This is a genomic window from Kitasatospora sp. NPDC088160 (assembly GCF_044741445.1).
Lineage (GTDB): Bacteria > Actinomycetota > Actinomycetes > Streptomycetales > Streptomycetaceae > Kitasatospora.
The window spans coordinates 103,720-123,175 of sequence record NZ_JBIUSS010000011.1; the positions used below are offsets into that span (position 1 = coordinate 103,720).

Genomic DNA, 19,456 nt, shown 5'->3' on the forward strand with positions numbered 1-19,456 from the left:
GTTACCAGCCATGACCACGGTTTCCGCCCCCGTCACCGGTGTCGCGCTCGCCCCCGGCGGCGCCACCGTCGAGTTCCGCTCGCTGCGCCGCTCGTTCGGCGCCACCACCGCCCTCGACGGCCTGGACCTGACCGTCCACCCGGGCGAACTGCTCGCCCTGCTCGGCCCGTCCGGCTGCGGCAAGACCACCGCGCTGCGCATCCTGGCCGGCTTCGAGCAGCACGACTCCGGCGAGGTCCTGGTCGACGGGCAGGACATCACCGCGATCCCCGCCCACAAGCGCGACGCGGGCATGGTGTTCCAGTCGTACAGCCTCTTCCCGCACCTGACCGCGCTGGACAACGTCGCCTTCGGGCTGCGGATGCGCGGCGCCGGCAAGGCCGAGCGCCGCAAGCGCGCCCAGGAGCTGCTGGAGCTGGTCGGGCTGCCGCACCGCGCCGAGCACTACCCGCACCAGATGTCCGGCGGCCAGCAACAGCGCATCGCGCTCGCCCGGGCGCTCGCCCTGCAGCCGCGCGTGCTGCTGCTCGACGAGCCGCTGTCCGCGCTGGACGCCAAGGTCCGCCTCCAGCTGCGCGAGGAGATCCGCCGGCTCCAGCAGGAACTGGGGATCACCACCCTGTTCGTCACCCACGACCAGGAGGAGGCGCTGTCGATGGCCGACCGGGTCGCGGTGCTGCGCGCGGGCCGGCTGGAGCAGTGCGCCACCCCGTCCGAGCTGTACGGCCGCCCGGCCACCGCGTTCGTCGCCGAGTTCGTCGGCACCATGAGCCGCATCCCGTGCACCCGCACGTCCGACGGCGTCGAGGTGCTCGGCCGCCGGCACGCGGTGGACGGCGACCTGCCCGCCGACGGCGAACTCCAGGTGCTGGTCCGCCCGGAGAACGTCACCCTGACCCCGTCCGAGGCCGGCCCGGCCCTGGTGATCACCGCGTCCTTCCTGGGCGCCGTCACCCGGCTCACCGTCCGCCTCGACGACGGCACCGAGGTCAAGGCCGACCTGCCGACCGAGGCCGCCGCCGCGCTGCCGGCCGGCTCGCGCGCCGAGCTCCTGCTGCCGGAGCGTCCGGTGCTGGTGGACCGCCGCACCGTCTGAGAGCCTCGAACCCCATCTGCGTAGCACCATCTGATGAACCACCGAAGGTACCGCCATGCCTGAAGCCCTGACGCCCTCCTCCCCGACGCCATCCTCCCCGACGCCCGGCGCCCCGACGCCCGGCCCCTCGACGACCGAAGCTCCCCGCCCCGCCGCCGTCCTGTTCGACATGGACGGCACCCTGGTCGACACCGAGCAGCTCTGGTGGCAGGCCGCCGCCGAACTCGCCGACGAGCTCCACCACGCGCTCACCGACCAGGACGCCCCCGAAGTGCTCGGCCAGGCCGTCGAGCACACCGCCGCCCACCTGCACAGGGTCAGCGGCACCACCCTCACCGAGGCCGAACTCGCCGCCCGGCTCGGCGAGTCCTTCGCCGCCAAGGTCGCCGCCGAGACCGTCCCGCGCCCCGGCGCGCTCGCCCTGCTGGCCTCCCTGCGGGACGCGCGGGTGCCCACCGCGCTGGTCTCCGCCTCCCCGCGCCAGGTCGTCGACCTGGTCCTCGCCGCCATCGGCCGGGACTGGTTCGCCGTCACCCTGGCCGCCGAGGACACCCCGCGCACCAAGCCCGCACCGGACCCGTACCTCGCCGCCGCCGAACGGCTCGGCCTGGACCCGGCCACCTGCGTCGCCGTCGAGGACACCCCGACCGGAGTCGCCTCCGCCGCCGCGGCCGGCTGCGCCGTGCTCGCCGTGCCGTCCACCGCGACGCCGATGCCCGACGGCGGCCGGATCACCCTGCTCGCCAGCCTGGAACAGGCCGACCTCGCCCTGCTGGGGAAGCTCGGCGCCGCCCGGGCCGTTTGACCGGCATGCCCTATTTCCTGCTCTCCCTCGCCATCCTGAGCGAGGTCTGCGCGACCAGTTGCCTCAAGCTCACCGAGGGGTTCACCCGCCTCTGGCCGAGCGTGGGGGTGGCGGTCGGCTACGTGCTGTCCTTCGTGCTGCTCGGGCGCGCGCTCAAGCACATCCCGGTCTCGGTCGCCTACGCCGTCTGGTCGGGGGCCGGGACGGCGGCGGTCGCCGGAATAGGCGTGGTCGCCTTCGGCGAATCGCTGGGACGCCTCCAGTGGCTGGGGATCGCCCTGGTGATCGTCGGAGTGGTCGTGCTCAACCTCAAGAACAGTCACTGACGGGCCGCCCCCCGCCCGCGGCGCTGGTCAACTACCCTTTCGGAGCGGGAAGTCGGATGTGCCGACCGCCCGCTCCGAGTGGTTCGCTACCGTGGGCCCCATGAGCGACCCACGACCCCACCACTACCGCTTCGTCCACCGCGAGCTCGCCCGCCAGGTCCTCGAATTCGGCCCCCGGCTGACCGTCCCGGACGCCGGCGGCAGCCTCCTGCCCGTCCTCACCGGCATCTGGGACAACCTCGGCCAGACCCTCCCGCCCGAGGACCGGCTGCCCAGCCACGGTCTGGACTGCCAGCACCTGCGGGCCGACGGCCACCCCCTGCTGCTCGTCACCCTCCCCACCCCGACCAGCGCCACCGAGGCCCACTTCGTCGCCGCCGTCCACCCCCAGGGCACCAAGACCGTCCGCTACGTGACCCTGGAGCACGCGCTCAACCCCTTCGACAGCAGCCCCGGCACCGTCCTCGGCGAGTGGTCGTCCGAAGGCCACCTCAACCACGGCGAGGGCCCCTCCCCCGTCGCCGAACTGTTCGTCGCCGCGGTGGCGAAGCTCGTCACCCCGAAGAAGCGCGGCTTCTGGCGCCGCTGACCCCGACGCCGCCGCGCGCCGGCGCATCGTCAAGGTCCCGTCATCGCACCGTGAAGCACCCGTCACAACAGATCGCCCGCGCACCGACTGCGGCTATGCTCGGCCGGTCACGCCATCGACACATCGGGGGAGCAGTGGCCGACTTCACGGTCAGCACCGAGTTCCTCGCCAAGCTGGCCAAGGACCTCAAAGGCTGCGGCGACGAACTCGACCAGGGACTCAAGGCGCTCAAGGAAGCGAGTCGCAGCGGACTGGGCTACGACTTCCTCGACGAGGCCTGCGGACACTTCCAGGGCACGTGGGAGTACGGGCTGAAGAAGGTCCGGGAATGCGTCAAGATCCTTGACGACGGCCTGGAGAAGGTGCAGCAGGGCTACGACAGCACCGAACAGGACACCACCAAGGCCCTCACCCCCCAGGGGCGCTCATGACCGACCCCACGCCCGACTGGTCCGGCCTCGGCTTCAACCCGACCCCCGGCGACACCGCCGCCGTCACCGGCCTCAGCGGAAGCCTGCGCCGGGTCGGCCAGCACCTGACCGACGTCCACACCACGCTCTCGCAGCTCTCCGCCAACCAGGGCCAGTGGACCGGCGAGGCCGCCAAGGCCTTCGCCGGCCAGTTCGGCAAGCTCCCCGCGTACCTCCAGGACGCCGCCGACTCGATCACCGCCGCCTACCAGGCCCTCGACGTCTGGTACCAGGCACTGACCGAACACCAGCCCAAGGCCGCCGAGTTGGCCCGCTCCGCGGTCGCCGCCAAGCAGCAGAAGGAGCAGGCCGAACAGGCGCACACCGCCGCGGCCGCCGACCCCGACCTCAAGCTCGCCGGCCAGACCTTCCCCGACGACGCCGGCCTCGCCGCCGCCGAACAGCGCTACACCAAGGCGAAGGACCACCTGGACGCGGCCGCCAAACTGGTCTCCAGCGCCGCGAGCGACCTCACCCAGCTCCAGAACCAGGCCCACGAACTCGCCGGGGGCCACAAGTCCGACGCCCACAAGACCGCGGCCGCCATCCGCAAGGCCGCCGACAGCAAGGCCCCGCCGGAGCCCGGCTGGCTCAGCAAGGTCGGCAACTGGCTCAAGAACCACGGCGCCGACATGCTCACCGTGGCCGCCGGCATCTGCGGCGTCGCGGCGATCTTCTTCCCCGCCTTCGCGCTGCCGGCCCTCCTGCTGAGCGCCGCCGCGGCAGGCACGCACGCGACCAAGTACGCCCTTGAGGGCAAGCTGTGGCCGCCGCAGAAGAACATCGGCAACTGGCTGACGCTGGGCGGCGACGTGATCGGCGCGATTCCCGGAGTGGGCGTCGCGGCCAAGGGCCTGAACGCCACCCGGGGGGCGCGCGCCGCCGGTACGAGCGTGCGCGGCGCCATGAGCGCCGGTACGACCGAGGTCCGGGCCGCCGCCCGCGCCGTCGACCCGGCCAACCCGATCTTCACCACCGCGATCGAGAAGCCCGCCATCAAGCTCGGGGTCTCCAAGGCCACCGCGATGAACGTCTCCGACGGCGTCCAGGCCGCCACCACCTTCGGGCTCAACGTCCCGACGGCGTACGCCCTCAGCAAGGACAGTCCGAGCGACGGCCTCACCAACGCGGTCAACTACACCACCGGCGGCAACAACGTCATCGGGTCCGTCGGAGTCGGCACCGCCGGCGGCAAGGGCTCCGCCGTCATCGGCACCGTGTCCGCCGTCGGCAACCTGCTCGGCATGGGCGGATGGGCGGCCGGCTATGGCCGTTGAGACCACCGGGATTCCGCCGCTCTGGCTCACCCTGCCCGCGGGCTTCACCCCCCTCGACCTCGACGAGGACCTCGGCGACCGGATGGCCCGCACGGCGGAGGGCCTGGACGCGGCCTTCCCCGACGCCCGGCCCGAGCAGAAGCTCAGCACCGTGATCGCCGCCGAGACCGCGCTGCAGGCCCAACTGCGCGAGGGCGCGGTCCACGTCTCCAGCTGCCTGGTCCGGGCCGAGGACGGCGAGCCCATCCACGGCATGCTCACCGTCTTCGTCCGCCCGCAGGACCTCGGCGCGCCCGGCAGCTACCCCGCCCGGGTCGCCGAACAGCTGGCCGAAGCCTGGCCGGACGCCGACGTCGGCGTGGTGGACCTGCCGACCGGCCGCGCCGCGCTCGCCGCCCGCGACCTGGCCGTCCCGGTGCCCGGCGCGGTGTTCGGCGTGCCCGAGTCCACCGTCAACACGGTGCGCCAGCTCGAACTGCTGATCCCGCACCCGTGGAGCCCGCACGTGGTCGCCGCCGTCTTCACCACCGAGGACCTCGACCACTGGGACGAATGGCTGCCGCTGCTGGCCACCGCGTTCCGCGGAATCTCCTTCCACCCGCCCCGGGACGAGAGCGCCGACGCGCTGCCGCCCGACCAGTGGGACAACATCCGGAAGGCCTTCGGATGACGGCCTTCCCCCACGGCCAGGACCCGCGCGACGGGCTCCGCCGCCTCCGCGGCGCACTGGCCCTCATCGCCCTCTCCACCGCCATCCTCATCGGCGTCATCGCGCTGGACGTGTACGTCAACTCGTTCATCGCCACCATCGTGGGCTTCGCCTACCCCGTGGTCATGCTGCTCGCCCTCGCCCTACGACGCGACGCCGACAGCAACCCCGCGTTCCAGCGGAAGGCGTTCGCATGGGGCGCAGGCATCGCCGCCGTCGCCTTCGTCGCGTACCTGTCGGGCTCCGTCGCCTGGACCAACCTGATCCTGGGCTCGGGCCGGACCGTGAAAGCCGTGGTCCTCAACGAGAAGACGACCGACTCGCTCCACGGCTCCGGGCGGGCGTACGCCCTCGCCTCGACCGACCCGGCCGGCGAGATCCCCGGCGGCGACCTCGAAGAGAGCTCCACCCGGCTCAAGCCCGGCGACGTCATCACCGTCCGCATGGACCCGGCCGGCCGGGTCGCCCCCAAACTCCCCGGCGAAGTCGACTCCACCGCCTACCTGTCGACCTTCCTCGGCTGCAACATCCTGATCAGTGCCACCCTGCTCTGGTCCGTGCGCAGACCCACACCGTCGCGCGACTCCTCCGATACCGTGACCCAGATCTCTCCGTAGCCCGCAACCCCGCCGCTCCTCCGCGGATCTCTCCCTTCGCTCCTTCTCAACGCACGGACAGCACGGGGGGATGACGCCATGGCGGATGACGGACCGAGAGCCGGCGGCCCGGAGTTCAAGATCCGGCCGGGGGACCTGAAGGCGGCCTCGCCGACCTTCCAGGCTCAGAGCAAGGCACTCAAGGACGCCCTCGACACGCTCAGGCACAACCTCGCCGGCGCCGGCAGCCCGTGGGGCGACGACAAGCAGGGCAAGGAGTTCGCCCAGGCTTACAACGGCCCGCACGACCACGTGCTCTCCGCACTGGACATCCTGGTCAAAGGCCTCACCAGCATCCACGACGGGCTGAACGCCCACGCCGACGCCGACAACCACGTCCGCATGCTCACCGGCGCCGGCCTCACCTACGGCTACGACGCCACCTTCCAGACCGGCCCGGTCATGCCCCTCGACCTCGTTCTCGGCGCCGTCGGCAGCGCAACCGGACCGAGCGGCAAGGGGGTCGACACCGCGAAGCGGATCACCGACCCCGCCATCCGGCGTCGCCACCGATGACCGGGACCCCGCCCGAAGGCCGTCAGGATCCGGGCGTAGCCTTCCACCCCGTCGTAGGAAGATCGGGGGGATGCCATGGCCAGGGAGAGAAGCCGCCGCGGAACCGTCGCGCTGACGGGCGCGCTGGTGGCGGCGGTGCCGGTGGGGACGTTCGGGCTGGTGCTGCTGAGCACGTACGTCAGCTGGGGCCTGGCGTGGCTGCTCGGGTTGGTTGTCGGGGTCGCCTGGATCGTGGGCGTCGTCCGGCTGGTCGGGGTGGTGGGCTGTTGGGTGGCGATCGTGTCCGTCGCGCTGTGGGGCGGCGCGCTGGGGGAGGTGATCACGGCCCGGGACGCGGTGGTCCTGAACGCCACCGGGGTCACCACCTCCGCCCGGATCACGGCGGCGCACGATCACCCGGAGGCGAAGCACCCGGACTCGACGTACGACCTCGCCGACGAGTGGGGCATGCCGATCCCGAACGGCACGGTGTACGGGGGCCTTCACTCGCACGCGGTCGGCGACCGGCTCACCGTCCGCTACGACCCCAGGGGCGTAGCGGCCGCGCGCACCCCGGACGACATCGACCTCTCGAAGGACCTGGCCATCGCCGGCGGCCTGGACGCCGTCCTGATGGCGGCCGTCGGCGGTCTGGGCGTGGCCGTGGTCCGCAACGGTCGCCCACGTCGGGTCCCGTTCAGCCGGGCGGGCGGAGTCCGGGGCGCCCCCCACGACTCCGCCCACCCGTAGCGCGCTGGACCGACCGCCTCTAACCGAGCAGCCCCGGCAGTTCCGCGACCGAGCCCAGCACGTGCGTCGCCCCGTCGGCGCGCAGCCGGGCCTCGTCGTGGGCGCCGGTGAGCACGCCGGCGACGACGGACGCCCCGGCCCGTACGCCGGTCAGCATGTCGTAGCCGGTGTCGCCGGCGACGGCGATCTGCCGCACCGACTCGACTCCGGTCCACAGCAGCGCGGTGAGCGCGAGGTCCGGGTAGGGGCGGCCGCGGCCGGCCTCGGCGGGGCTGAGGGTGAGGTCGGCGACGGACTGCCAGCCGAGGGCGGTGAGGATGCGGTCCTGGGTGGCCCGGGAGAAGCCGGTGGTGAGGGCGACCTTCCGGCCCTGACCGCGCAGTTCGGCGATGGCTTCGGCGGCGCCGGGCAGGGCGGCGCAGTGCCCGGCGTCGACGAGGTCGTGGTAGGCGGCCTCGAAGGCGGTGTTGGCCCGCTGGGCCTTGTCCTCGTCCCCGAAGAGGTGCCGGAAGACGGAGATCTTGGATTCGCCCATGGTGGCGCGGACGTGTTCCAGCATGGGGCCGAAGCCCGGGCTGCCGGCCTCGACGCCGAGCGTCCGGGCGGCGGCGGTGAAGGCCTGTTCGACGAGGCCGTCGTCGGCCACGGTGGTGCCGGCCATGTCGAGGACGACCAGGCGGATATCAAAGGACATGTCAACTACCCTTACAGGTTTGCGAGTTCGGCGGTGGTTTCGGCGATGGCCGGGGAGCAGGTCATGCCGCGGCCGCCGGGGCCGGTGACGAGCCAGACGCCGTCGCGGAGTCGTTCGCGGTGGACGACCCGGGTGGTGTCGACGCACTGCGCGTACACCCCGGCCCAGCGGCGGCGGACGCGCGGCAGGGGGCGGCCGAGCAGGTCCTCGGCCACGGCGACCAGGTGGTCGTACGGGTCCTCGACGACGTCGAAGCCGAACGGCTGGTCGTACTCGTGGGTGTCGCCGATGGTGAGGCCGCCGTCGCGCCGCTGGACCATGAGCAGCTGCATCTTGTGTTCGGCGGCGACGTCGGGCTGCGGCTGGGTGTCGCGGAGGCGGTCCAGGGCGGTGCCGGCGAAGGCCGGGTAGTAGCGGAAGCTGTCGCCGTCGGCGACGGAGGTGGTGAGGGTCTCGCCGAGCGGGTCGGTCTGCATCATCTGCAGCCGGACCCTGCGTACGGGCAGCGAGGGGGCGAGTTCGCGGACGAGGCCGCCGAGCCAGGCGCCGGTGCAGAGGATGACGAGGTCACCGGTGTGGATGTCGCCGTGGTCGTCGCGGACGGCGTTCTCGCCAATCACGTCGCGGACCTCGCGGCCGGGCAGGAAGGTGTAGCGGCCGGTGGCCTGGAGGGCGGCGCGCAGCGCGGGCTGGGCGGTGCGGGGTTCGACGGCGGCGTCGCGCTCGCACCACAGGGCGCCGAGGAGTTCGCCGCGCAGGGCGGGGTTGGCGGCCCTGGTCTGGTCGGCGTCGAGCAGCCGGTAGCCGCGGGCGGCGGCGTCGGGCAGGGTGAGTGCCTGTTCGGCGACGGCGAGTTCGGCCTGGGTGCGGATCGCGGTGAGCGATCCGTTGGCGCGGAAGCCGAGGTCGGGGACCCGGGCGCCGATGCCTTCCCACAGTTCGCGGGCGCGCAGCGCGGTGTCCAGTTCCTCGCCCTGCGCGCGGCCGCTGACCCAGACCAGGCCGAAGTTGCGCACCGAGGCGCCGCGCGCCTCGGTCTCGCGCTCCAGGTGGACGACCTCGTGGCCGCGTTCGACGGCCTGCCAGGCGTGCATGGTGCCGAGCACGCCTGCTCCTACGACGATGACTCTCATGCGGCCAGGCTGGTGCGCCCAGGTGTCCTGGGGGCGTCCCGGCAGCGTCCCGCAGATGAATCACCCGAAAAGTTGTACAGACAACCCTGGGGACCGGACAGGGCCTACGGCCGCAGCACCCGCGCCCGCAGGTAGTTGCGCCGCCCGAAGTTCGGCTCGTCCACCGCCGTCAGCTCCTCCACCTGGAACCGGTACAGCGCCGCCGCCCCGCCCCCGGTGAGGAACTGCCGCCGCACCTGCTCGTCCTGTGCGAAGGACGGGTACCGCCCCTGGTAGGCGGCCAGCGCCGCCTCGGCCTGCCGCCCCCAGGCCTCGCTCGCGCCGCCGGCCAGTTGCAGGCCGCGCAGCTGCTCGCCGAAGACCGGCGGCGGCAGGAAGACGGTGGCGGCGGCCCGGGCCTCCTCGGCGAGGTGGTGGCTGTGCCGGGTGGAGCGCTCGCTGACGAAGTACAGGACGAGGTCGTCGTCGTACGCGAAGAAGGCCAGGTTGGCGTGCGGGCCGTGCTCGTGGCCGGCGGTGGCGAGGGTGAGCACCATGGCCTCGGCGAGCAGGCCCTCGACGCCCTTGTGCGGCGACTCGCCCGGCCAGTCCCCCTGCGTGATGTCGAGTCGGTACGGCATTGGCACTCCCTCCGCTGGCACGCCCGGCGCTCCCGCGCCCCGGCACGACTGAGCCGGGCGGGTTCCCCGCGAAGGGGCCCCACGCCCGGCTCACATGCTCTACCCGCCACCCCGGCCAGACAAGGGTCGGACGAGCTACGGGGAGGCTACGGAATCAGCGCTGTCGGGTCTCGCCGCCAGTGCCGCCGACACCCGCCAACAGTGCCGTCGGCACCCGCCGTTCAGTGCTGCCGCGTCCCGTACGCGGCGTGGCGGCCGGCCGTCACCGGCACCGCGCCCGGGCCGAGCAGCGGGCGCAGCGCTCCCGTCCGCATCCGGTCCACCAGCGGCCCGCAGCGGCCGGCGAGCGGCGCCAGCACCACCGCGACCAGGAGGCCGACCAGCGCGCCGACGGCCACGTCGTGCGGGTAGTGCACGCCGACCCAGACCCGGGAGGCGCCCATCAGCACCGCGAAGATCCCGGCGATCCAGCCGAGCCGCCGGTCGGCGAACCAGAGTGCGGTGGCGGCGGCGAAGGCGATCACGGTGTGGTTGCTGGGGAAGGACCAGTCACCGGCGCCGGGGCAGGTCTCCAGCGAGACGCTGCCGGGGATCTGGGCGCACGGCCGGACTTCTTCGACCATGCCCTTGAGCACCGAGTTGACGCCGTACGCGACGACGACGATCACCGGCGAGGCGAGCACCTTGGCCATCACGGCCGAGTCGGCGCCGCGCGCCCGCCACCAGGCGTAGAGCATGAAGACCGCGAACAGGCCGAGGCCGAGCGCCGACCAGACCTTGATCAGCTCGTCGAGCCAGTGCGGGGCGGCTTGCGCCCACCCGTTCACCCGGGTGTAGAGGCTGCCGTCGATGCCGCTGCCGTCGTAGACGGCGAGAGCCCGGGAGGACGTCACTTGTCACCTCCGTGACGGTGCGCCTTACGGGCGCGGAACAGTTCGAGAACAATGGGGAGCACGGAGACAACTACTACCAGACCGATGATCGGGAGCAGATATCTGTCGATGCTGGGGATCGACGATCCGAGCCCGTACCCGGCGAGCACGACGCCGACGGTCCAGACGGCGCCGCCGGTCACCTGCCAGAACGTGAACGAGCGGGCCGGCACTTCGAGCACGCCGCAGAGCGGGTTCAGCACCGTTCGGACCACCGGGATGAAGCGGGCGAGCACGATCGCCTTGCCGTGGCCGTACTTGCCCAGCAGTTCCTCGGCCCGCTCGACGCCCTCCAGCAGGCTCTTGCGCTCGGTGCGGCGCAGCAGCGCGCGGCCGCCGCGCTTGCCGATCAGGTAGCCGACCTGGGCGCCTGCCAGCGCGCCGACCAGGGCGGCGGGCAGCACCTGGTAGAGCTCCAGCTGCGGGCCCCTGGTGGCGCCGGGCACGCACAGCAGCCCCGCGGTGAACAGCAGCGAGTCTCCGGGCAGGAAGAAGCCCACCAGCAGGCCGGTCTCGGCGAAGAGCACGACGGCGATGCCGAGTGCGCCGAAGGCGGCGAGCAGCGAGGACGCGTCCAGCGGGTTCACCGCGAGGTGAGCGGCCGGATCGGCGAGGAACTGAAGCAAGGCTGGCGGACCTCCCGTACGTTGGGGGGCGGTTCACAGCGGAACCCGCCCCGACCGTCTACAGTGACGTAGACGGTCTACATGACTGTAGACGAAACCTGGAGGAAGCGCCGCCATGTCCGACGTACCGTCCGCCCGCCGGCCCGCCGGGGAGCTGGAGGCCGAGGTGCTGGCCGCGCTCTGGTCGGCCCGGCAGCCGATGACCCCGCAGGACGTCCAGTCGGCACTCGGCGGGGACCTCGCCCGCACCACCATCGCCACGATCCTCGCCCGCCTCCACGACAAGGGCACCGTGGAGCGCACCCGGGCCGGCCGCGCCTACGCGTACACCCCGACCGTCCAGGACACCGCGGGCCTCGCCGCCCGCCGGATGCACACCGAGCTCGGCCGCGAGGCCGACCGCTCCACCGTGCTCGCCCGCTTCGTCTCCGACCTCTCCGCCGAGGACGAGCAGCTGCTGCGCGACCTGCTCGGCGACGGCGCCCCGGGTCTCGACTCCACCCCGGGCATCGCCCCCGCCCCCGGCCACCGCACCTCCGGCCACGGCACCCCCGGGGCGGCCGGATCGTGATGATCGCCGTCTGGGCCCCGCTGCTGCTGCCGTTCCTGGCCGCCCCGCTGGCCCGCCGCCTCGCCGACGCGCTGCCGCCCCGGGCCGCCGCCTGGATGCTCGCCGGGACGTCCGCCGTGCTGGCCGGCGGCACCCTCTGCTCGCTCGGCCTGCTCGCCGCCGCCGGGCTGCTCCAGCTACCGCCGGTCGCCGCGATCGGCCACCTGTCGCTGCCCTGGCTCACCGCCGCCGCACCCGACGCGCCGGTGGCGGCCGCCGCGGCCGGTCTGGTGCTCGCCGCGCTGACCGCCCGGGCCGTCCGCACCGCCCGCCGCCACCGGCTGGAACTGCGCGAGGCCCGGGCCGCCCTCCCGGCCTGCCCCGCGCCGGACTGCCCCACGCCGACCGAGGGCCGGCATCCGGACACACGCCCCGGGCACGTCACCGTGCGCCGGGCACGCAGCCCGCAGGCCGTCCTGGCCGGCGCCCGCGCCCTGCTCCAGCCGAGCGAGCACCCGCTCGCCGTCCTCGACGACGAGCGCGCCGACGCCTTCGCCCTGCCGGGGCGCCTGCCCCTCCCCGGCCGGCCCGGCGAGCCCGGCCGGATCGTGGTCACCTCCGGCATGCTGCGCATCCTCACCGGGCCCGAGCGGGCCGCCCTGCTCGCCCACGAGCGCGCCCACCTGACCGCCCGCCACCACGTCTTCCTCGCCCTCGCCGAGCACGCCGCCGACCTCCACCCGGCGCTGCGGCCGCTCCGCGCGCCCCTCGGGTACCACCTGGAACGCTGGGCCGACGAGGTGGCGGCCGCCCGGGTCGGCGACCGCGCCGTGACCGCCCGCGCGGTCGGCCGGGCCGCCCTGGCCGCCAGCCGCTCCCCCTGGCCGGCCCGGCCCCGGCTCGTCCCCGCCGCCCACTCCGGGCCGGTCCCGCGCCGGGTCGCCGCCCTGCTCCAGCCCCGCCCGGCGACCACCGCCACCGGCACCCGCCTGCGCGCGGTCGCGATCGCGCTGGCCACCTGCCTGGCGCTGAGCACCGCCGCCTCCCTGGAGGCCACCGCCGACCTGCACCACACCGTCGAGGCGGCCCAGCGCGGCACCGGCGCGGAACGCTGACCGCGGCACGATCCACCGAGCCCGCACCAGGCCTACGCAAGGCCCTCACCAGGTCCCGTGCCAGGCCTCGCACCAGGCCCGCGCCGGGCCCGCGCCGGGCTCACACCAGGCCCGCACCAGGACCCCCGCTAGTCATCACACCCCGGCATGTCCACGGTCATACCGTCCGGTATGCCGAGTTGGCAGACCCCGTCCCCAGACACTCACCGCCCCCGTACGCTTTCGTCAGCGCGTCGACCCCGGCGCGGCCTCGAACGGCGGCGAGGAGCAACGCGAGTGCGGCAGACCGGACGGCAGTCCCGACGACCAGAACGCCGCACCGCGCCGAGCACGGCCGAGCTGGCCAGGGTCCACGACCGCACCCTCGCCGAAGCCGCCGCCCGCGAACTCGCCCAGCCCCCCTACCCCGACCCCGGCTCCCCCGGCCTGCTCGAACCCCGCCCCGAGATCGGCGACTCCTGGGCCCGGCTGCGCCGCCTCGGGCTCGACCCCGACGCCGGTGCCGCCGCCGTCCACCTCGGCCCCGCCGAGATCGAGCAGCGCCGCCGCACCAGCGGCCTGGACGCGGTCCTGCCGGTGCTGCGCGACACCCTGCTCCAGCCGGTCGGCCAGAGTCCGCTGATCCTCGCCATCGCCGACGCCGACGGCCACGTGCTCTGGCAGGAGGGCGAGCGCGCCCTGCGCCGCAGCGCCGACCGGATCGGCTTCCTCACCGGCGCCCGCTGGATCGAGGAGAGCGTCGGCACCAACGGCATCGCCGTCGCACTGCGCGCCCAGCGCCCGATGCACGTCCACTCCGCCGAGCACTACCTGCGCAGCCACCACTCCTGGACCTGCGTGGCCGCCCCCGTGCACGACCCGGGCACCGGGCGGCTGGTCGGCGCGATCAACCTCAGCGGCCCGGCCCGCAACGTCCGCCCGTACCTGCTGCAGCTCACCGCCACCGCCGCCCGGCTCGCCGAGACCGAGCTGCGCGCCCACCGGCTGGAGGCGCTGCACCAACTGCGCACCCTGGCCGCGCCGGTGCTCGCCCGGGTGGCCGGCCCGGCCCTGGTGGTGGACTCCGCCGGGTGGACCGCCGCCGCGGCCGGGCTGCCGCCGCCCGGCCGGCTGCGGGTGCCGGTCGGCGGCTGGGGGACCGCCGCCGTGCACTGGGTGCCGGGCCTCGGCGAGTGCGCCCTGGAACCGCTCGCGGACGGCTGGCTGGTGCGACCGGTCCGGCCACCCGAGGCGGACGGCTCCGGCACGGTGACGGCCGAACAGGCCGAGCAGGCCGAGGGCGCCCGGCTCCGGCTCGACCTGCGCCGCCAGGACCGCCCGGAGCTGACCGTCCGGGGCGCGGCCGGCAGCTGGTCGCACCCGCTCAGCCCGCGCCACGCCGAACTGCTGCTCCTGCTCGCCACCGGACGCGAGGGCAGCACGGCCGCGCAGCTCGCGGAGGCGCTGTTCGGCGACCCGGGCCGGACGGTGACGGTCCGCGCCGAGCTGTCCCGGCTGCGCCGCTACCTGGGCGGCCTGCTGGCCCACCGGCCGTACCGCATCGCCGAGTCGGTGCTGGTCACGGTGGACGGGCCGGACGACCCGTACGACCTGCTGCCGGCCTCCTCGGCCCCGGCCGTCCGGCGGCTGCGGGCCGGGCTGGCCACGGGGACGGTCCGGCTGCCGGGTACTACGGTGCCCGTCCCGCCGCCGCGCGGGCCCGCCGGCGCCCCGACCGGGCCTCAGCCGCCGGCGAGCAGCGCGGCCAGCTGGGCGTCGGTCGGGCCGCAGGCGCGCTCCGCCTCGGCGGAGACCAGCACGTAGGTACGGTCCAGCCACGCCCGCACCCGGGGCTTGGAGGCCTCCAGCAGGGCGCTGCCGTGCGGTGATTCGAGCGCCAGGTGCAGCGTCGAGCCGTGGCACGGGCAGTACGCCGGCCACAGCTTGACGTCGCCCTGGCCGCTCAGCGTCTGGAGACCGTCGCGCAGCAGCTCGCGCGAGAACACCCAGTCGGCCTCGTCCGGCCGCCCCAGATGGAAGGTCAGCAGCACCTCGTACGGGCGCGCGGCCTCGAACCGGAACCGGGTGCGCACCTCGCCGACCACCTCCTCGCCCAGCGAGATCCGCAGCATCAGCACCTCCTCCACCGCCGCCGGAGCGGCGGTGGAGCCGTCCCCATCGCCGCCCGTGGGGGTGGCGGCGAGGGGTGCACTGGAGGCTGCGGACAGCGGGTCGGGCGGCATGACGGTCTCTCCGGGACGGCGTGGGATGACCTCAGCCTGAGCCACTTCCGGCCGGGCGGGCAAGGGTTGCAAGGAGGTTGCATCGATCCCCGTCCGGGCGGGCCCGACCGCCCTCACCGACTTATCAGACGGATCGTCAACTTCCTTCTGTCGAACGGGTGTCCACGAAACGGATCAAAACCGTCCAGGCCGCGACGAGCCGCTGGTACGCTCTCCCCCTCCCGGCGCGGGCCCCACCCGGACCCCGGCCGACCGACCCCGGGCGGCCGATGCCGGCCCGGTGGCAGCGCATGGGAGAATACCGCGACCGCGACGGCGACTTCGGGGAGGGAGGGGTCCGGTGGCTGCGCGCGAGGACACTGCGCGGGACGTTCGGCACGAACCCGAACGGCACGGCCGGCACGGGCGGCCACGCCCGTTCGGCGGCCGGTTCCGGCTGCCCACCCTGCGCTTCTCCGGTGCCGCGATGGCGATGTCCACCGTCGTCGGCATCAGCATCGCCACCACCCTCCTGCTCAACGAGCAGCAGGGCGTGGGCCGGCGGGCCGGGGTCGCGCGCGTCGGCACCACCCCGCCGCCCACCCCCGCCGCGGGCGACCAGGCCGAGGCCGCCGCCGACCGGGCCCCGACCGCGCCGAACCCCACCGCGCCGAACCCCACCGCGCCGAACCCCACCGACCTCCCGGCCACCGGCCGACCGCCCGCACCGAGCCCCTCGGCGCACCGCCCGGGGGCGGCGGAGGGCACGGCCGCCGGAGCTGCCTCGCCCAGCGCGCCCGGCACCCGGTCGGCACCCCCGGAACCCGCCGGCGGACAGGCCGCGGCCGAACCCATGGCCGACCACGGCCCCGGCACCCGGCCGGCCGGCACCGGCGAGCCCGCCACGCCGGCCGACGCCGCCGCGCCCTCGCCGTCGGCCCAGCCCGTCGCGCCCGCCGCCGAGCAGCCGGCCGACCCCTCTTCGCCCTCCCCCTCGCCGACCACGCCGCACGCGCCCGGACCCCGCCCGGCCGCCCCGGCGCAGCCCGCACCGCCGCCGCCCGGCGCGGTTGCCCCGGGCACCGACGGCCCGACCGCCGGCACCCCTGACCCGGACACCGACCAGGCCCTGACCGGCGTCGCCACGGTCACACCGCTCGGCCGGGACGGCCTCCGGCACCAGCTCGACCTCACCGCCACCGAGCCGCTCACCGCATTTCAGGCCGAATTCCGCCTCACCCCGGGCGAGTTGGCACCCGGAAGCGGCGCCGCCTGGACCGACCTGCCCGGCGCGGTCGTCACCGCCCAACAGGAGCGCGGCACCCTCGTCTACCGCTTCACCACCCCGGCCGGCATCGACGTCCCGCCCGGCCACTACGCCTTCGGCGTGCGCGGCACCCGCCCCGCCGCCGAACCCCCGGGGCCCACCGGCCCGTCCGGCCCGTCCCTCCCGTCCGGCCCCTCGCTCCCGTCCGGTTGGCCCGCTTCGTCCGGCCCGGTCCGCAAGGTCGCCGCGGCGGAGAGCTGGAGCGCCGCCGCCTTCGGCATCGACCGGCCCCGGGCGGTCGCCGCGCTCGGCGCCTTCGGCCCGGTCGCACCACAGCCGGCCGCGCCGCAGCCGGTCACACCGCGGCCCGCCGCGCCCGAGGCACCCGGGCTCCCGCCGCGCCCCGGCACGCCGACGGCCTTCACGCCCCGCTGACCTCCGGCCGCGCCGTCCCGCCGGCTTGCCACCTCGCAGCCTCGCCACCTCGCCGGGGTCTGCCGCCCACCCCCGTCGTCCGGCCGTACCGTCCGACGATCCGACAGGTCACCGCCCCGGACGGGCTCATCCCGACGCGCCCGTTCGTTACTGTGGGCAGCACCCGGCCCGGCGGTCCCAGCGGCCCCGGCCGGCCGCCGTTCCGCATCCGAGGAGGAGTCCGTGTCCACCGTCCTGACCCAAGGCGGCAACGCCCCGCTGACCGCCGCGCGGGTGACTGTCGAGGTCACCGCGCCCAAGGCGCTGGACGTCTCCGGCCTGCTGCTGACCGACGCCGGAAAGGTGCGCTCGGACGACGACTTCGTCTTCTTCAACGCCCCGCACGGCCCCGGCGTCAGCCACCGCCCGGCCGCCGCCGGAGCGCCGGACGCGATCACCGTCGACACCCTGGCCGTCCCGGCCGGCATCACCAAGATCGTGGTGACCGCCAGCCCCGCCGACCAGTCCTCCACCTTCGCCGGGATGGAGCCGACCGCCACCGTCCGCGACGCCGACACCGGGCAGGCCCTGGTGACCTTCACCCCGCCTCAGCTGGGCCAGGAGACCGCGCTCATCGTGGTCGAGGTCTACCAGCGCGGCGGCGCCTGGAAGGTGCGCGCGGTCGGCCAGGGCTACGCCAACGGCCTGGCGGGCATCGCCACCGACTTCGGCGTCTCCGTCGACGACTCCCCGGCCGCGGCCCCGGCCGCCCAGGCCCAGGCCCCGGCCCCCGCCACTCCCCCCGCGGCCCCGCCCACCCCTCCGGCCGCTCCCCCGGCTCCCCCGGCTCCCGCGGCTCACCCGGCTCCCCCCGTCGACCCGCGGATCGCCCTCGCCGCCACTCCGCCCGCGCCCCCCGTGCCCCCGGTCGCCCCGCCGGCCCCGGCCGCCCCCGCCAAGGTCACCCTGGACAAGGGCCGGGTCAACCTGGTCAAGGGCAGTTCGGTCTCCCTGGTGAAGAACGGCCGCCCGTTCCTCTCCTCGGTCCGGATGGCGCTCGGCTGGGAGCCCGCCGGCCGCGGCCGCAGCGTCGACCTGGACGCCTCCTGCCTCGCCTTCGACGCCCGGCGCAAGAAGCTGGAGACGGCCTGGTTCATGAAGCTGACCGTCTTCAAGGGCGCGATCGCCCACTCCGGCGACAACCTCACCGGCGGCGGAGCCGGCGACGACGAGTCGATCACCGTCCATCTGGACGGCCTGCCGGCCGAGGTCACCGGCCTGGTCTTCGTCGTCAACTCCTTCTCCGGCCAGCGGTTCACCGAGGTCAAGAACGCCTACTGCCGCCTGCTGGACGCCCGGACGGAGGAGGAGCTGGTCCGCTTCGACCTCACCCACTCCGAGCCGCACACGGGCGTGGTGATGTGCAAGCTGGTCCGGCAGTCGTCCGGCGAGTGGGTGATGACCGCGCTCGGCGAGTACGTCGATGCCAAGACCGCCCGGGCGATGGTCGATCCGTCCGCCGCCCTGCTCTGAACCGTCTCGCCCCCACCCCGCTCCGCCCCACCCCTCACCGACCCGCCCTGACGCCCAGGGCCGATCGGCCCAACGTCATGGCCGCACACGCGAATTCACCCTCCTGAGGGATCAAGTCGTCCACCCGCCGACTCGATTTACCTCTAGGGGGGTGAATCGCGCTCTCCCGCGCACTCGTTGAGGGAGAGACCGTGCCACGCTTCCTGTCCCGCCTCGCCGTCGCCGGCACCGCCGTCGCGCTCACCGCCGGCCTGATCACCCCGTCCGCCGCCCAGGCCGCCGCCGAGCCGTCCGGCCGCGTCCGGACGCTCGCCTGGGCCGCGCTCGGCGACTCCTACACGGCCGGCTTCGTCGAGGCCGCCGGCGCCGAGACCGAACCCCGCGACGGCTGCGCCCGCACCACCGGCTCCTACCCCGAGCTGATCCGCCGCGGCCTCGGCCCCCTGGTCGAACTGCGCAACGTCAGCTGTTCCGGCGCCACCGTCAAGGACGTCTACCAGACCAAGGAGGCCCCGCCCGGCCGCCCGCTCCCGCCGCTCGGGACCAACCCCGGCGCCCCCTTCCCACCGGTCCCGTCGCAGATCGACGCCGTCTCCCCGAGCGCCGACGTGATCACCGTCGAGATCGGCGGCAACACCCTCGGCTTCGCCGAGATCCTCAAGGGCTGCATCGAACTCGGCGCCGCGGTCCTCGGCCAGGGCACGCCCTGCAAGGACAAGTTCGACGCGAGCCTGCCCGACCGCTTCGACCAACTGCGCGGCGACTTCGACCAGATGCTCGGCGCCCTGCACGCCAAGGCCCCGTCCGCGCGACTGCTGGCCGTCGGCTACCCCCACCTCGTCCCCGAGGACGCCACCCGCTGCACCTACGGCGACCTGGAGCAGTTCGCCACCTTCACCACCGGCGACCTCGCCTGGGCGCGGACGGCCATCCTGGAGCCGCTCAACGCGATCATCGCCCAGCGGACCGCCGCCCGCGGCGACACCTTCGTCGACCTCTACCCCTCCACCACCGGCCACAGCGTGTGCGACCAGGACCACTGGCTGGACGGCGTGCTGACCAGCATCATCCCGCTGCGTTACGCCCTGGTGCACCCCAACGCCAAGGGCCAGGCCCACGCGGCCGCCCTGGTCGAGGACGCCGTCCTGAACTGACCGGCCGCACCGGAAGCGGCCGTACCCGGAAGCGGCCGAACCGG

22 protein-coding genes are annotated in these 19,456 nt (G+C 74.7%); 16 read left to right on the forward strand and 6 right to left on the reverse strand.

All coding sequences use genetic code 11. The features are described from left to right. The first annotated feature begins 10 nt into the window (after window positions 1–10). The 10 genes from ACIOGZ_RS18760 (at window position 11) to ACIOGZ_RS18805 (ending at window position 7,173) form a co-directional block, all read left to right on the forward strand. Window positions 11–1,096: an ABC transporter ATP-binding protein gene (locus tag ACIOGZ_RS18760; protein ID WP_363580531.1), complete on the forward strand. Its 1,086-nt coding sequence runs from the start codon at window positions 11–13 to the stop codon at window positions 1,094–1,096. 55 nt (window positions 1,097–1,151) lie between these two features. Beyond that, the gene (locus ACIOGZ_RS18765) at window positions 1,152–1,901 is read left to right on the forward strand and encodes an HAD family phosphatase (RefSeq protein WP_363580529.1); all 750 of its coding nucleotides are present in this window, start codon (window positions 1,152–1,154) and stop codon (window positions 1,899–1,901) included. Between the two features lie 5 nt (window positions 1,902–1,906). After that, complete coding sequence (locus ACIOGZ_RS18770; protein ID WP_363580527.1) at window positions 1,907–2,227, forward strand: multidrug efflux SMR transporter; 321 nt, start codon at window positions 1,907–1,909, stop codon at window positions 2,225–2,227. 100 nt (window positions 2,228–2,327) lie between these two features. Further along, window positions 2,328–2,816 (forward strand): hypothetical protein, encoded by a 489-nt coding sequence (locus tag ACIOGZ_RS18775; protein ID WP_363580525.1) that lies wholly within the window; start codon window positions 2,328–2,330, stop codon window positions 2,814–2,816. A 134-nt stretch (window positions 2,817–2,950) separates the two neighbouring features. Beyond that, on the forward strand, window positions 2,951–3,247 hold the full coding sequence (locus ACIOGZ_RS18780) for a hypothetical protein (protein WP_363580523.1): 297 nt from the start codon (window positions 2,951–2,953) through the stop codon (window positions 3,245–3,247). Then, a complete protein-coding gene (locus ACIOGZ_RS18785) occupies window positions 3,244–4,563 on the forward strand; it encodes a putative T7SS-secreted protein (protein WP_363580521.1) in 1,320 nt (439 codons plus the stop codon). Before ACIOGZ_RS18780 ends, ACIOGZ_RS18785 begins: the two co-directional genes overlap by 4 nt. Beyond that, a complete protein-coding gene (locus ACIOGZ_RS18790; RefSeq protein ID WP_363580519.1) occupies window positions 4,553–5,233 on the forward strand; it encodes a hypothetical protein in 681 nt (226 codons plus the stop codon). Before ACIOGZ_RS18785 ends, ACIOGZ_RS18790 begins: the two co-directional genes overlap by 11 nt. Further along, window positions 5,230–5,889 carry a hypothetical protein gene (locus ACIOGZ_RS18795; protein ID WP_400986501.1) on the forward strand — a complete coding sequence of 220 codons (660 nt, stop codon included), beginning with the start codon at window positions 5,230–5,232 and terminating at the stop codon, window positions 5,887–5,889. Before ACIOGZ_RS18790 ends, ACIOGZ_RS18795 begins: the two co-directional genes overlap by 4 nt. A gap of 78 nt (window positions 5,890–5,967) precedes the next feature. Further along, window positions 5,968–6,444, forward strand: coding sequence for a WXG100 family type VII secretion target (locus tag ACIOGZ_RS18800; protein ID WP_400986503.1), 477 nt, complete (start codon window positions 5,968–5,970; stop codon window positions 6,442–6,444). A gap of 75 nt (window positions 6,445–6,519) precedes the next feature. Further along, entirely contained in the window at window positions 6,520–7,173 is a 654-nt protein-coding gene (locus tag ACIOGZ_RS18805) for a hypothetical protein (RefSeq protein WP_400986504.1), read from the forward strand. 19 nt (window positions 7,174–7,192) lie between these two features. On the opposite strand, the gene ACIOGZ_RS18810 is transcribed toward ACIOGZ_RS18805, so the two are convergent. From ACIOGZ_RS18810 to ACIOGZ_RS18830, 5 genes are all read right to left on the reverse strand, one after another. Beyond that, window positions 7,193–7,867 (reverse strand): phosphonatase-like hydrolase, encoded by a 675-nt coding sequence (locus tag ACIOGZ_RS18810; protein WP_400986505.1) that lies wholly within the window; start codon window positions 7,865–7,867, stop codon window positions 7,193–7,195. Between the two features lie 11 nt (window positions 7,868–7,878). Then, on the reverse strand, window positions 7,879–9,000 hold the full coding sequence (locus ACIOGZ_RS18815; protein ID WP_363580509.1) for a TIGR03364 family FAD-dependent oxidoreductase: 1,122 nt from the start codon (window positions 8,998–9,000) through the stop codon (window positions 7,879–7,881). Window positions 9,001–9,104: 104 nt separating this feature from the next. Beyond that, a complete protein-coding gene (locus tag ACIOGZ_RS18820) occupies window positions 9,105–9,620 on the reverse strand; it encodes a pyridoxamine 5'-phosphate oxidase family protein (RefSeq protein ID WP_350880400.1) in 516 nt (171 codons plus the stop codon). Between the two features lie 221 nt (window positions 9,621–9,841). After that, the gene (locus tag ACIOGZ_RS18825) at window positions 9,842–10,513 is read right to left on the reverse strand and encodes a phosphatase PAP2 family protein (RefSeq protein ID WP_371519329.1); all 672 of its coding nucleotides are present in this window, start codon (window positions 10,511–10,513) and stop codon (window positions 9,842–9,844) included. Beyond that, window positions 10,510–11,178, reverse strand: coding sequence for a DedA family protein (locus ACIOGZ_RS18830; RefSeq protein ID WP_363580503.1), 669 nt, complete (start codon window positions 11,176–11,178; stop codon window positions 10,510–10,512). The genes ACIOGZ_RS18825 and ACIOGZ_RS18830 overlap by 4 nt, the downstream gene beginning before the upstream one ends. A 115-nt stretch (window positions 11,179–11,293) precedes the next feature. Here ACIOGZ_RS18830 and ACIOGZ_RS18835 point away from each other — a divergent pair, with 115 nt between their 5' ends. The 3 genes from ACIOGZ_RS18835 to ACIOGZ_RS18845 all read left to right on the forward strand — a co-directional run bounded on the left by ACIOGZ_RS18835 (window position 11,294) and on the right by ACIOGZ_RS18845 (window position 14,646). Further along, window positions 11,294–11,749 (forward strand): BlaI/MecI/CopY family transcriptional regulator, encoded by a 456-nt coding sequence (locus tag ACIOGZ_RS18835; RefSeq protein ID WP_363580501.1) that lies wholly within the window; start codon window positions 11,294–11,296, stop codon window positions 11,747–11,749. Continuing rightward, entirely contained in the window at window positions 11,749–12,843 is a 1,095-nt protein-coding gene (locus ACIOGZ_RS18840) for a M56 family metallopeptidase (protein WP_400986506.1), read from the forward strand. The genes ACIOGZ_RS18835 and ACIOGZ_RS18840 overlap by 1 nt, the downstream gene beginning before the upstream one ends. Before the next feature lie 276 nt (window positions 12,844–13,119). Beyond that, window positions 13,120–14,646 carry a GAF domain-containing protein gene (locus ACIOGZ_RS18845; RefSeq protein WP_363580497.1) on the forward strand — a complete coding sequence of 509 codons (1,527 nt, stop codon included), beginning with the start codon at window positions 13,120–13,122 and terminating at the stop codon, window positions 14,644–14,646. Here the strand turns inward: ACIOGZ_RS18845 and ACIOGZ_RS18850 are convergent. Beyond that, a complete protein-coding gene (locus tag ACIOGZ_RS18850; RefSeq protein ID WP_363580495.1) occupies window positions 14,565–15,065 on the reverse strand; it encodes an SsgA family sporulation/cell division regulator in 501 nt (166 codons plus the stop codon). The genes ACIOGZ_RS18845 and ACIOGZ_RS18850 overlap by 82 nt on opposite strands. Window positions 15,066–15,405: 340 nt before the next feature. Between ACIOGZ_RS18850 and ACIOGZ_RS18855 the strand changes: the two genes are divergently transcribed. The 3 genes from ACIOGZ_RS18855 (at window position 15,406) to ACIOGZ_RS18865 (ending at window position 19,412) form a co-directional block, all read left to right on the forward strand. Next, the gene (locus ACIOGZ_RS18855; RefSeq protein WP_400986509.1) at window positions 15,406–16,746 is read left to right on the forward strand and encodes a hypothetical protein; all 1,341 of its coding nucleotides are present in this window, start codon (window positions 15,406–15,408) and stop codon (window positions 16,744–16,746) included. A 234-nt stretch (window positions 16,747–16,980) separates the two neighbouring features. Next, window positions 16,981–18,258: a TerD family protein gene (locus ACIOGZ_RS18860; protein ID WP_400807619.1), complete on the forward strand. Its 1,278-nt coding sequence runs from the start codon at window positions 16,981–16,983 to the stop codon at window positions 18,256–18,258. Window positions 18,259–18,449: 191 nt separating this feature from the next. Next, complete coding sequence (locus tag ACIOGZ_RS18865; protein WP_363580491.1) at window positions 18,450–19,412, forward strand: SGNH/GDSL hydrolase family protein; 963 nt, start codon at window positions 18,450–18,452, stop codon at window positions 19,410–19,412. Window positions 19,413–19,456 lie beyond the last annotated feature (44 nt).

Bases quoted from the DNA above. Each gene is read 5' to 3' on its own strand.
- ACIOGZ_RS18790 (WP_363580519.1), top strand. From the start codon at position 4,553: ATGGCCGTTGAGACCACCGGGATTCCGCCGCTCTGGCTCACCCTGCCC.
- ACIOGZ_RS18795 (WP_400986501.1), top strand. From the start codon at position 5,230: ATGACGGCCTTCCCCCACGGCCAGGACCCGCGCGACGGGCTCCGCCGC.
- ACIOGZ_RS18765 (WP_363580529.1), top strand. From the start codon at position 1,152: ATGCCTGAAGCCCTGACGCCCTCCTCCCCGACGCCATCCTCCCCGACG.
- ACIOGZ_RS18835 (WP_363580501.1), top strand. From the start codon at position 11,294: ATGTCCGACGTACCGTCCGCCCGCCGGCCCGCCGGGGAGCTGGAGGCC.
- ACIOGZ_RS18810 (WP_400986505.1), bottom strand. From the start codon at position 7,867: ATGTCCTTTGATATCCGCCTGGTCGTCCTCGACATGGCCGGCACCACC.
- ACIOGZ_RS18800 (WP_400986503.1), top strand. From the start codon at position 5,968: ATGGCGGATGACGGACCGAGAGCCGGCGGCCCGGAGTTCAAGATCCGG.
- ACIOGZ_RS18815 (WP_363580509.1), bottom strand. From the start codon at position 9,000: ATGAGAGTCATCGTCGTAGGAGCAGGCGTGCTCGGCACCATGCACGCC.
- ACIOGZ_RS18770 (WP_363580527.1), top strand. From the start codon at position 1,907: ATGCCCTATTTCCTGCTCTCCCTCGCCATCCTGAGCGAGGTCTGCGCG.
- ACIOGZ_RS18820 (WP_350880400.1), bottom strand. From the start codon at position 9,620: ATGCCGTACCGACTCGACATCACGCAGGGGGACTGGCCGGGCGAGTCG.
- ACIOGZ_RS18840 (WP_400986506.1), top strand. From the start codon at position 11,749: ATGATCGCCGTCTGGGCCCCGCTGCTGCTGCCGTTCCTGGCCGCCCCG.
- ACIOGZ_RS18775 (WP_363580525.1), top strand. From the start codon at position 2,328: ATGAGCGACCCACGACCCCACCACTACCGCTTCGTCCACCGCGAGCTC.
- ACIOGZ_RS18760 (WP_363580531.1), top strand. From the start codon at position 11: ATGACCACGGTTTCCGCCCCCGTCACCGGTGTCGCGCTCGCCCCCGGC.
- ACIOGZ_RS18785 (WP_363580521.1), top strand. From the start codon at position 3,244: ATGACCGACCCCACGCCCGACTGGTCCGGCCTCGGCTTCAACCCGACC.
- ACIOGZ_RS18805 (WP_400986504.1), top strand. From the start codon at position 6,520: ATGGCCAGGGAGAGAAGCCGCCGCGGAACCGTCGCGCTGACGGGCGCG.
- ACIOGZ_RS18850 (WP_363580495.1), bottom strand. From the start codon at position 15,065: ATGCCGCCCGACCCGCTGTCCGCAGCCTCCAGTGCACCCCTCGCCGCC.